This is a genomic window from Gordonia sp. NPDC058843, from assembly GCF_042743165.1.
Taxonomy (GTDB): Bacteria; Actinomycetota; Actinomycetes; order Mycobacteriales; family Mycobacteriaceae; genus Gordonia.
In genome coordinates this window covers 23,625-34,308 of the sequence record NZ_JBHYNC010000053.1, presented here as the reverse complement: position 1 = coordinate 34,308, position 10,684 = coordinate 23,625, and the positions used below count along the sequence as shown (strand labels likewise).

At 67.1% G+C, this 10,684-nt stretch carries 11 protein-coding genes and 1 pseudogene; 11 read left to right on the top strand and 1 reads right to left on the bottom strand.

Annotated features, from left to right (window positions below):
- The 6 genes and pseudogenes from ACFW3F_RS22880 to ACFW3F_RS22855 all read left to right on the top strand — a co-directional run.
- Positions 1-195: pseudogene (locus ACFW3F_RS22880) on the top strand (HNH endonuclease); the annotation flags it as partial.
- Positions 196-250: 55 nt separating this feature from the next.
- A complete protein-coding gene (locus ACFW3F_RS22875) occupies positions 251-1,156 on the top strand; it encodes an MSMEG_6728 family protein (protein ID WP_388061543.1) in 906 nt (301 codons plus the stop codon).
- 372 nt (positions 1,157-1,528) lie between these two features.
- Positions 1,529-2,554, top strand: a complete 1,026-nt coding sequence (locus ACFW3F_RS22870) for an alpha/beta hydrolase (protein WP_388061541.1) — start codon at positions 1,529-1,531, stop codon at positions 2,552-2,554.
- A gap of 28 nt (positions 2,555-2,582) precedes the next feature.
- Positions 2,583-3,392 (top strand): tyrosine-protein phosphatase, encoded by an 810-nt coding sequence (locus ACFW3F_RS22865; RefSeq protein WP_388061539.1) that lies wholly within the window; start codon positions 2,583-2,585, stop codon positions 3,390-3,392.
- A 43-nt stretch (positions 3,393-3,435) separates the two neighbouring features.
- Entirely contained in the window at positions 3,436-5,637 is a 2,202-nt protein-coding gene (locus tag ACFW3F_RS22860) for a glycoside hydrolase family 3 C-terminal domain-containing protein (protein WP_388061537.1), read from the top strand.
- Between the two features lie 67 nt (positions 5,638-5,704).
- Positions 5,705-6,181 (top strand): hypothetical protein, encoded by a 477-nt coding sequence (locus ACFW3F_RS22855; RefSeq protein ID WP_388061535.1) that lies wholly within the window; start codon positions 5,705-5,707, stop codon positions 6,179-6,181.
- 25 nt (positions 6,182-6,206) lie between these two features.
- On the opposite strand, the gene ACFW3F_RS22850 is transcribed toward ACFW3F_RS22855, so the two are convergent.
- Positions 6,207-6,689 (bottom strand): PaaI family thioesterase, encoded by a 483-nt coding sequence (locus ACFW3F_RS22850; protein WP_388061533.1) that lies wholly within the window; start codon positions 6,687-6,689, stop codon positions 6,207-6,209.
- Between the two features lie 129 nt (positions 6,690-6,818).
- Between ACFW3F_RS22850 and ACFW3F_RS22845 the strand changes: the two genes are divergently transcribed.
- The 5 genes from ACFW3F_RS22845 to ppk2 all read left to right on the top strand — a co-directional run bounded on the left by ACFW3F_RS22845 (position 6,819) and on the right by ppk2 (position 10,461).
- The gene (locus ACFW3F_RS22845; protein WP_388061531.1) at positions 6,819-7,427 is read left to right on the top strand and encodes a TetR/AcrR family transcriptional regulator; all 609 of its coding nucleotides are present in this window, start codon (positions 6,819-6,821) and stop codon (positions 7,425-7,427) included.
- A gap of 139 nt (positions 7,428-7,566) precedes the next feature.
- Positions 7,567-8,244: a DUF4166 domain-containing protein gene (locus tag ACFW3F_RS22840; RefSeq protein WP_388061529.1), complete on the top strand. Its 678-nt coding sequence runs from the start codon at positions 7,567-7,569 to the stop codon at positions 8,242-8,244.
- A gap of 91 nt (positions 8,245-8,335) precedes the next feature.
- Positions 8,336-8,776, top strand: coding sequence for an SRPBCC family protein (locus ACFW3F_RS22835; protein ID WP_388061527.1), 441 nt, complete (start codon positions 8,336-8,338; stop codon positions 8,774-8,776).
- 109 nt (positions 8,777-8,885) lie between these two features.
- Positions 8,886-9,407 carry a DUF6764 family protein gene (locus ACFW3F_RS22830; RefSeq protein WP_388061525.1) on the top strand — a complete coding sequence of 174 codons (522 nt, stop codon included), beginning with the start codon at positions 8,886-8,888 and terminating at the stop codon, positions 9,405-9,407.
- Between the two features lie 103 nt (positions 9,408-9,510).
- Positions 9,511-10,461, top strand: a complete 951-nt coding sequence (ppk2, locus tag ACFW3F_RS22825) for a polyphosphate kinase 2 (RefSeq protein WP_388061523.1) — start codon at positions 9,511-9,513, stop codon at positions 10,459-10,461.
- Positions 10,462-10,684: the final 223 nt, after the last annotated feature.

The window sequence follows — 10,684 nt, the reverse complement described above, 5'->3', positions numbered from 1 at the left end:
TATTTTCAGTCCCCGACCGGACACACCTTCATCGGCAACGCCTTCAACGGCCGCGACCTGTTCGGCTACCTCGTCCCCGGACGCCCACCCGACCACCCCGCACGCAACAAGCTCGCCGACCAGCGAACCACCCGCACCACCACCCACCATCGCGAGATCGACGCATGGAACGCCGCCAACCCGCCTCCCTTCTGAGGTCTGTGGGTCCGCCGACGTGTGAGCGCCCGTCCGAAGTGGGTATGCGGGCGCCATGCAGACGTTCCTGCCCTACCCCGACTTTCGACGCTCCGCCGAGGTGCTGGACCAGGCCCGACTCAGCAAGCAACGGGTGGAGACGCTGCAGATCCTGCGGGCGCTCGAACTCTTCGACTACGGCTGGGCCAGCCATCCCGCGGTCGCGATGTGGCGTGGTCACACCCCGGCGTTGGTCGCGTACGGGCTCGCCTGCGTTGATGTGTGGACCAGCGAAGGACGTGCGGACAGCACCGCTCCGATGATCGCCGAGTTCGCTCCCGACGTTGCGGGCCGGACCCAGTCGGACCTGGCCGCGATGGGACTGATGCCCGCATGGCTCGGCGACGACCGCGTCCATCGGAGTCACCGATCAGCACTGCATCGCAAGGCCCCCGATTTCTACGGACGAGCCTTCGAGGATGCCGACGACGCCCTGCCCTACTTCTGGCCGGATCCGCCCGCCGCAGATAGGCACGATCTCGACGAGCCGACCCGCACTGTGTGGATCGTCCGGGCAACCTCCGCCGACCGGTACGCCGAGTTCCGACGTCGGCGAATCGTCGGCTTGGACACCGAGGCCGGTATCGACGTCGATGCGTCGGTGGGCACCGACGCGGGGTTGCGGGCGCTGCTGAAGCAGCGGAGTCCGGGACGTCGGCCCGGAAAGCACCTACGGGTCCTGGCGTCCTTCGTCTCCGACCTGGCGCCGGGGGACGAGGTCGCCGTGGTCGACCCGTCCGACCCGGATGTACTGGCGTTGGGGGAGTTGATCGGGGACTACGAGTTCTCGATGCGCGGTGCAACGCTCACGCCGCATCGCCGCCGCGTCCGTTGGACCGGCACGCTGGAGCGATCGGCGGTGAGCCCGCCGGCGCTGCTGCAGAACCCGCGCACGCTGTTCCCCGTATCGGTGACACCGTGAGCGACCCCCGGTCGGATGGTGTCGTCCGATCGGCCGAATCTCTCCCGGCCGGCAGCGGTGGCGGCCCGTGCGCCTGGCGGAGTCCTCCGGGGATTCCAGGCGGGGCCGTTCGCCCCGAATGGGGGCTGCCGAAGGAGATTCGCAGCTCAGGCGCGCGGCGGCGCACTCGGCCGACATTTGGCATCGTGAAATCGAATCCAATCCTGGTTATATCGGGCTGGAGCGCGAGATGAACGGAGATAGCGGCGGGCCGAGTATTGCGGACGGGGTTCTCCCCGATGCGTATGGTGAAACGTATTCGGATCGATATCTGCACGTGTGAATTCCGTTGTCGAGACGACGGCGCGGTTGTTGTGTTGTGAAGGGACTGTGATGTCCGGAGCGGATCGTGAACTCCGCCGACGCCTGTTCGCCACCACGGTTTCGATCGTCGCACTCGTTGTTGCGCTGGGCATTCCATCGTTCGCATTCGCGCAGCCGGAAGACGGTACGGCTCGGACGCAGGCGCTGGCCCGCGCGGTCGCCGAGGGTCGGGTCCTCGATCTGTCGGTGCATTCGCCGTCGATGAAAAGAGATGTGCCGGTACGGGTGCTCATGCCCGCAGACCGATCGGTGCCCCGTCCCACGTTGTACCTGCTGAACGGTGCCGGTGGCGGAGAGGGCACCGGGCACTGGTTCGAGCAGACCGACATCGTCGATTTCGTGGCTGACAAGAATGTCAATGTCGTGGTGCCGATGCGCGGCGCGTACAGCTATTACACCGATTGGGTGAAAGTCGACCCGGTTCTCGGGCGAAACAAATGGACGACCTTCCTGACCAGCGAATTGCCGCCGTTGATCGACGAGAAATTGAACACGAGCGGCGTGAATGCGATAGCGGGAACCTCCATGGCGGGCACGTCGTCGTTGAGTCTGGCCGAGTCCGCCCCCGACCTCTATCGGGCGGTCGCGTCGTACAGCGGGTGTGCGGAAACGAGCACGAACCTGGGCCGGCTCGCGATCCGCGCGGTGGTCGAAGGACGTGGAGGGGGCGACATCGCCAACATCTGGGGCCCGGTCGGGTCACCGGGGTGGCGTGCGCACGACCCGGTCGTCAATGCCTACAAGCTGCGCGGCAAAGCCATCTACATCAGCACCGGCACCGGGGTCCCCGGACCCCACGACCGGTTGCAGAGCCAGGGGATCGACGGCCAGACCACCATCTACCTCGACCAGATCGCGGTCGGCGGCGCCATCGAGGCCGCCACCCACCAGTGCACCCTCAATCTCGACCGTCGGCTCAAGCAGCTCGGAATCCCTGCGACCGTCGACTATGCACCTGGTACACATGCCTGGCCGTACTGGCAGGATCAGCTCGTGAAGTCGTGGCCGATGCTCGAACGCGCGCTCACCGACTGACCGGCCAAAGATCTGTCACGATGGCACCGTGACTGCGACCCCCGGTGCGCCGAGCCCCGTCCCGAGCCTGCCGAACCTGCGCGATCTCGGTGGCTGGCGCACCGTCGACGGCCGTGCGGTCCGATCCGGCGTGCTGTTCCGTTCGACGGACTTCTCCGCCCTCGACACCGCCGACGTACCGGCGCTGGAGGCGCTCGGTCTGACCACCGTGTACGACCTCAGGTCGGCGCACGAGAGCGAAGCCATTCCGGACCCGGTTCTCCCCGGTGCGTCGAACATCGCGCTCGATGTCCTCGCCGATGCGCAGATGTCGATACCCGCCAACATCGGAGCGGTTCTCGCCGATCCGGCCGTCGTCGCGCAGGCCGACGAGATGCTGTCCGGCGGCAAGGCGCGCGAGATGATCTCCGGGACCTATCGCGAGATGATCACCCTCCCCAGTGCGACGGCGGCCTATACCCGGTTCTTTCGCGGCCTGCTCGGCGAGGCGCCGACACCGGCCTTGGTGCATTGCACCACCGGCAAGGACCGAACCGGTTGGGCTGCGGCATCTCTCCTGACGCTGTTGGGGGTGCCGGCGGACGACGTCTATCGCGACTACCTCCTCACCAATGAGCGTCTGATCCCCTCGCTCAAGCACATCTTCGACGGGTTCGCCGCCGCCGGGGGCGATCCCGACCTCCTCGTCGGCGTACTCGGCGTCGACTCCGGCTACCTCGACGCGGCCTTCGACGAGGTACACACTCGGTTCGGCGGGATCGAGGGCTATTTCAGCAAGGCGTTGGGCCTCGGTGCGGACGACCAGCGGGCACTCCGCGACCGCTACCTCGACGGGTGATCGGGCGGCTCGTCGGAGACCACCGCGTCGGTAGTGTCTTGGGATGAGCGAATTGACCTTGTCCGAGAAGGCTGCGCTTGGCAGCGGCGCCGATTTCTGGACCACGAAAGCCCTCGGCCCGGTTCCCGCGCTGACGCTCACCGACGGCCCGCACGGAGTCCGGAGACAGACCGGCGCATCCGACCACCTCGGCCTCGCCGGCAGCGAGCCGGCCACCTGCTTCCCACCGGCTGTCGGTCTCGGTCAGAGCTGGGACGTCGAATTGATCCGGCGGGTGGGCGAAGCGCTCGGACGAGAGGCACGAGGCCTCGGCGTCGATGTCCTCCTCGGTCCCGGTGTGAACATCAAACGGGACCCCCGGTGCGGCCGGAACTTCGAGTATTTCTCCGAGGATCCGTTCGTCACGGGCCGGCTCGGCGCGGCGTGGGTCGACGGGGTGCAGAGCGTCGGGGTCGGGACATCGCCCAAGCACTTCGCGCTGAACAACGCCGAGGACGACCGAATGCGTTCGAGCTCGGATGTCGACCCCCGGCCCATGCGCGAGATCTACCTCCGCGCTTTCGCGCACATCGTCCGCTCGGCCACTCCATGGACCGTGATGTGCTCCTACAACCGCATCAACGGCACGTACGCGTCGGAGAACCGCTGGCTCCTCACCGACCTGTTGCGCGGCGAGTGGGGCTACGACGGGGTGGTGGTGTCCGATTGGGGCGCCGTCGTCGATCGCGTTCGTGCGGTCGCGGCCGGCCTGGACCTCGAGATGCCCGGCTCCGGGGGCAGGACCGATGCGCAGGTCGTCGACGCCGTCGAGAACGGAAGCCTCGACGAGTCGGCCGTGGACCGATCGGCCCGGGCGGTTCGGAAACTCGCCGAACGGACCGGTGCGGGCGGCACGGACCAGGCAGTCGCCGACCTCGATGCCCACCATCGCCTCGCCCGGGAGGCGGCCGCACGATCCGTCGTGTTGCTGAAGAACGACGATGACCTGCTCCCGTTGGATCCGGCCCGATCCGTCGCGGTCGTCGGAGCGTTCGCGCACGAACCCCGGTATCAGGGCGGCGGCAGTTCCCACGTGAACCCGACGCGCCTCGATGTTCCGGTGGACGAGATCCGGGCAGCAGGCCACAGCGTGACCTACGTCGAGGGTTTCGCCACTGACGGTTCGCGCGTGGATTCGGCCGACGCGATCGCCGCGGCGGCGGACGCCGATGTCGCCGTGCTGTTCCTGGGACTGGCGGCGTCACAGGAGTCGGAAGGCTTCGACCGCGACGACATCGAACTGCCCGCGGATCAGGTCGAGCTGCTGACCGCGATTGTGGCGGTGCAACCCCGGACGGTGGTCGTGCTCGCCCACGGCGGGGTCCTTCGCCTCGGCGCGATCGCCACTGCGCCCGCGATCCTCGACGGTGCGCTTCTCGGGCAGGCCGGGGGCGGTGCCATCGCCGACGTGCTGTTCGGTGCGGTCAACCCGTCGGGACGGCTCACCGAGACCGTGCCGGTCAGGCTGCAGGACACACCCGCGTACCTGAACTTCCCGAACGAGAATTCCCACATCAGGTACGGCGAGGGCATCTACGTCGGCTATCGCTGGTACGACGCGCGGGACCTCGAGGTCACGTATCCGTTCGGACACGGGTTGTCGTACACGACGTTCGAGTACTCGAATCTGTCTGTCACACGACGCGAACCGGGGGACGAGGGTGTCGACGTCGAGGTGACGGTCAGCAACACCGGATCGCGGACCGGCCGCGACATCGTCCAGATCTACACATCGAAGGCGGACTCCGGGGTCGGCCGACCGCCGCGTGAGTTGAAGACCTTTGCACCGACCATCGAACTCGAGGCCGGTGAGTCGCAATCTGTTTCGCTGACCATCGATCGGAACGATCTCGCGTACTGGGACACACGCGTCGATCGCTGGGTCGTCGAACCGGGTGAGTACGCGGTCCATGCCGGCGCATCGAGCCGCGACATCCGGTTGACCACGACGGTCGAGATCGAGGGCGACGAGGTCGATCTCCCGATAAGCGAGAACTCGACGCTCGGGGAGGTCCTCGCGAATCCGGCTGCGGCGCAGGCTCTCGCGGACCTGGCCGCAAACAGCCCCTTGATGAGTGCCGGGAACGACGCCCTGGGCGTGGACATGGCACGAATGCTCGGGTCGATCCCGCTCGGTCGGCTGGTTGGTTTCGGGATGAGGGACGAGGACATCGCCGGGATCATCGCGGCGGCGCGAAACGACTGACCGTCCGCGCACAACGACTGTTCCGCAGGCGGGCTAGGGTTCTCCCCATCGAGGCTGGGGAGGGCACATGAGGCGGACAGGTCTGTTCGGCGTCTTGGCACTGGCGGCGGTGTTGACGACCGCCGGGTGCGGGAGCGATGCCGACACGTCATCGGACACCACGTCACCAGACACCACGGCAGCGGTGACGACGGTGACCGAGGCGCGGGAGTCGGAGTCAGAGTCGGACGAGGCTACGTCGCTTCCGGTGCAGCCCCCGTCGGTGGAGACCTGGCGCGGCTCATGGCAGTCGGTCGGCGAGCGCCAACCGGCGACGCTCATGGTGATGTCCACCGACCCACTCCGCGCGATGGTCGACATCCCCGGCCGATGTGGCGCCTCGTGGACCGAGACCCAGCGGCAGGGCGACCGGTTGCTCGTGGATGCAACCGTGACCTACGGAAACTGCACGGACAACGTGTGGAGCGTCGAGATCTCCGACGACTCGATCGTCGCCACCGACACCGAGGATGCCGGCACGCGGGTCAGCTTCGTCAAGGGCTGATCAGAGGCCGCTCGCGGGACTGCGCTCAGCGGAACACGATGCAGGTGGTCGTCCCGTGGGCGACGAGCTTGCCGTCGGAGGAGAACACCTTGCCCTCGGCGGTCGCGGTGGTGCGGCCGGCGTGGATGACGGTGCCCACGCCGGTCAGTTCGCCGGCGTCGACGGCGACCGAGCGGATGTAGTTCACCTTCAGTTCCAGCGTCGTGTAGCCGACACCGGCGGGCAGGGTGGTGTGCACCGCGCAGCCCATGACCGAGTCGAGCAGCGTTGCGCAGATCCCGCCGTGGACGGTGCCGAGGGGGTTGGCGAAGTCGGGTTGCGGCGTCACGGCGAAGGTCACCGAACCCTCGTCGATCTGTTTGGGCACCATGCCGAGCAGTCGTCCGATGCTGGGACGGTCGGACCCGGCGCCGCCGGCTTGCCAGGCGCGCAGGAGTTCGAGGCCGGACATGGCGGTGGGATCGGTCTGGGTGTCGGTCGTGGTCGTCATGACTATGCATGGTTGCATACTCGCGAGTGATTATGAAGGCCTGCATACCGGAGGTGGTTTCGCGCGGGCCTGATGACCTCGGGCGATGCTCTGTATGCTGGCCCAGGACATCGGTTGTATGAGGGTCGGCATAGGAGTTGTTGCTGCATGGCGTCACATCCCGCCGAGTCCGTCGTCACGGGCGCGGACGACCGCGGCCCGCGCGAACGCATGGTCGTGCACGCGGCAGATCTGATCGGCCGCGACGGTGTCGCCGCGACCTCCATCGGCGACGTCATCTCGGCGAGTTCTGCCCCGCGCGGGTCCATCTACCACCACTTCCCGGGTGGCAAGACCCAGCTGATGACCGAGGCGGTCCGCTATGCCGGCGAGTTCATCGCCGAGCGCATCGGTCGTCCGACCACGATGACACCGGCCGACACGGTGCGTGAGATCGGTGGTGTGTGGCGGCGTCTGCTGGTCAACACCGATTTCCAGTTCGGCTGCCCGGTGCTCGCCGGCGGGCTCGCACGCCGTAGTGAGCCCGCGGTGGCGGACGCGTCCGCCGAGATCCTGCAGCGGTGGGCCGACCTGGTCACCGCCCGCCTGGTGGTCGACGGCGTCGACAGCGATCGCGCCGATTCACTGGCCAACCTCGTCATCGCGGCGGTCGAGGGAGCGGTCGGACTCTGCCAGACACGACGCAGCGTCGAGCCCCTCGATCGCGTCATCGCCGAACTCGCCGGCCTGTGCGACAACGCGGTCGATCGGGTTTGATCCGAGGCGTGACGTTGGACACGCGTGTGCTCCGTTAGTAGGTTCTCCATGTCGTCACCGTCGTGGTGACGTCTGGCCCGCGCCCGTCCGACTCCGGTGCAGGCGCGAATGGGTGGGTGAGCTCGGGGAGGATGACGCCATGACGCCGGTCTTCCGGCATGCGCTGGGTTCGGACTTCGACCGTCTGCATCCCAACGTCGCATGGCGCTACGGCATCGACTCGACGTCCGGTGTCGCCCAGATCTGCAGCGGCATCTACGAGTCGGTGTACATCTCCTCGGCGCTGCCGCCGCCGGCACTGTGGCACTACGCCAAACGCAACGCGCTGCCGTCGAAGACGAGTCGGATGGTGCCGTTCACCCAGGGCTATTACTGCTACTCCGACGAGCTCGAACGCGAGTCGCTCGCCGTGCTCCGGAACTTCCAGTACACGACCGGCCCGCGCAAGCTGAACTCGTTGCTGGTGGCCGGTCGCACCGGCCTGGTCGACTATTTCGGCGACGGCCCCGAGTTCTTGTATCCCATCGAACCGTCGGTGACACCCGCCGGCGAACTACTGCTCGAGAGCGGGCCGATGCGCTGGCTCGGCCGCGGACCGAAGGTCGGCATGCGCGGGCTGTTCACCGCTCAGATGAAGTACATCGAGGGGTGGGACGAGAAACGGGATCGCTTCCGGTGCGACGCGACCGTCCACAACCCGGTCATCGGCGAGATCATGCACTTCCGCGGCTGGTTCACCGCGGTCGACCAGGCGTGCTCACTACGCGACATCCCGGACGAGGCGTGGCCGGTCAACCTGGTCGACCGTGAGAGCTGACCCGCACCGTGGAGGGCGACGTCGTCGCGGGGTCGACACATCGTCGACAGTTCGTTGCATCGGCTTTCGCAACGCGCGGTAGGTTCAGCGCATGGCTGTCTCAGCGAACATCGAATTCGACGTCGCCGCCCCGAGTGCGGTGGTGATGGAAGTCCTCATGGACATCGAGTCCCTGCCCGAGTGGTCGGGCCCGCACAAGGAAGCCGAGGTCCTGTCCAGTCACGACGACGGCACGCCGGAGAAGGTGCGGATGGTCGTCACCGCCGCGGGTATCTCCGACGAACAGACCTGCACCTACGAGTGGACCGACAACTCGTGCGAATGGCATCTCATCGAGTCCAATCAACTGAGTGAGCAGCACGGCAAGTACACGGTCACCGAGACCGACAAGGGTGCCCGGGTCCGGTTCGACCTCGCGGTCGAACTGAAGATCAAGCTGCCCGGCCTCATCGTCAAACGGGCGCAGAAGATGGCGGTGGACACCGCCCGTAAGGGACTCACCGCCGAGGTGGAGAAGCGCGCCGCGGCCTGAGGCCGATCGTGACCCGGACGTGACGAGTCGATCGCCGGTCCGCGGCGGGCCACCCGGGTACGCTGAGGGCGTCGCCCACCCGGCGCCCGAGCAATGGAGGCCAAAGCAGTTGAGAATCAAGAAGTTTGCCGTACGCGGTCTGGTCCTGGCGGCAGGTGTCGCCGGATGTGTCGGTTTCGCCGGACTGTCCGGCGAGGGGGTGTCGTCCGCGGCGGCGCACTGCTCGGTGTCGAATGGTCATCAGATCGAGCGCGTCGAGGGACGCAGCGGATGTGGGGCGAAGGCCGGCCTCGGCAGTCGCGCGAGCGCTGACGACTACAGCAGCAGTGGTACCGCGATCTCGGTCTCGGACAACGGCGGCAACGCCGCGGCCTACAACCTGCAACCGGGGTCGACGGCGCTCGCCGGTGCCAACAGCCGCGGCAACGCCTATTCGGTCACGACCGGCCCGAGCGCGTTGTCGGTCGCCCAGGCACGCCACGGCGGAACCACGGTCGCGGTCGGCGGTTGGGGCGGCGAGGCCTACGCCGGCCCCGAAGGTGCCCGGTGCAGCGGCGGTTTCGCGGCCGCCTTCGACACCAGCACCGGCAAGGCGTGCCTGCACTCCGGTTCCATCGACCTGAGGAACTGACCTCAGGCGATCGCACGACATCTGAGAGACAGAACACGCCTGACGCGACGGTCGTTCACCGGAGCGTCGGGCGTCGTTCGTCCCTTCGACCTATCGTTGTGGAGTGACCGACCTCCACAGCCCCGACACCCAGATCGGCCCCGACTTCAGCGTGCTGAACGGCCGCGAAGCGCTTCAGCAGCTCGTCGACCTCCACGACACCACGCATTTCACGGTCAATGACGACGATGACGACGACCCGGTTCTGCTGACGCTGCCCGAACGGAACGTCGTCGACACCTGGCGCGAGGACTACCCGTACGAGGAGCGCATGAGTCGCCGGGAGTACGAGGTGACCAAGCGGCGCTTGCAGATCGAGTTGCTGAAGCTGCAGAAGTGGTCCAAGCAGACCGGCCAGCGGCACCTGCTCGTCTTCGAAGGTCGGGACGCCGCGGGCAAGGGCGGCACCATCAAACGCTTCAACGAGCATCTCAACCCGCGTGGCGCGCGCACCATCGCGCTGGAGAAGCCCAGTGAGCGCGAGGCCACCGAGTGGTACTTCCAGCGCTACGTCCAGCATCTGCCTGCCGGCGGTGAGATGGTCTTCTTCGATCGCTCCTGGTACAACCGGGCCGGCGTCGAGCGGGTCATGGGATTCTGCAGCCCGCAGCAGTACACACAGTTCGTTGCCCAGGTGCCCGCGTTCGAGAAGATGCTCGTCGACGACGGGATCAACCTGGTCAAGTTCTGGTTCTCGGTGACCCCGCTCGAGCAGCGGACCCGGTTCGCCATCCGCCAGATCGATCCGGTGCGGCAGTGGAAACTGTCGCCCATGGACCTGGCGTCGCTGGACAAGTGGGATGCCTACACCGAGGCAAAGGAGGCGATGTTCGCCGCCACCGACACCGATCACGCGCCGTGGACCGTGGTGAAGTCCAACGACAAGAAGCGGGCGCGGATCAACGCGATGCGTCACGTGCTGAGTCTCTTCGACTACGACGGCAAGAACGAGGCGTTTCTGGGTACGCCGGACCCGCTGATCGTCGGCCGGGCGGCCGATGTGATCGGGGAGTAGCCGCTCGAGCCTCGAAGGGCCTGGTGAGACACGTTGCGAGACCCTTCGAGGCTCGCTTCGCTCGCACCTCAGGGGGCAGAGGGGGTCTTTCGTGGTCCACGACGGCCGCCAGGCCGCAGATACTGAGGAGCGAGCTTGCGAGCCCGATCCTGCTCCCTGAGGAGCGAGCTTGGGAGCCCGGTCCTGCTCCCTGAGGAGCGAGCTTGCGAGCGTCACGAAGGGT

Coding starts and splice junctions, on each gene's coding strand:
- ACFW3F_RS22875 (WP_388061543.1), top strand. CDS start 251: ATGCAGACGTTCCTGCCCTACCCCGACTTTCGACGCTCCGCCGAGGTG.
- ACFW3F_RS22870 (WP_388061541.1), top strand. CDS start 1,529: ATGTCCGGAGCGGATCGTGAACTCCGCCGACGCCTGTTCGCCACCACG.
- ACFW3F_RS22860 (WP_388061537.1), top strand. CDS start 3,436: ATGAGCGAATTGACCTTGTCCGAGAAGGCTGCGCTTGGCAGCGGCGCC.
- ACFW3F_RS22855 (WP_388061535.1), top strand. CDS start 5,705: ATGAGGCGGACAGGTCTGTTCGGCGTCTTGGCACTGGCGGCGGTGTTG.
- ACFW3F_RS22850 (WP_388061533.1), bottom strand. CDS start 6,689: ATGCAACCATGCATAGTCATGACGACCACGACCGACACCCAGACCGAT.
- ACFW3F_RS22845 (WP_388061531.1), top strand. CDS start 6,819: ATGGCGTCACATCCCGCCGAGTCCGTCGTCACGGGCGCGGACGACCGC.
- ACFW3F_RS22840 (WP_388061529.1), top strand. CDS start 7,567: ATGACGCCGGTCTTCCGGCATGCGCTGGGTTCGGACTTCGACCGTCTG.
- ACFW3F_RS22835 (WP_388061527.1), top strand. CDS start 8,336: ATGGCTGTCTCAGCGAACATCGAATTCGACGTCGCCGCCCCGAGTGCG.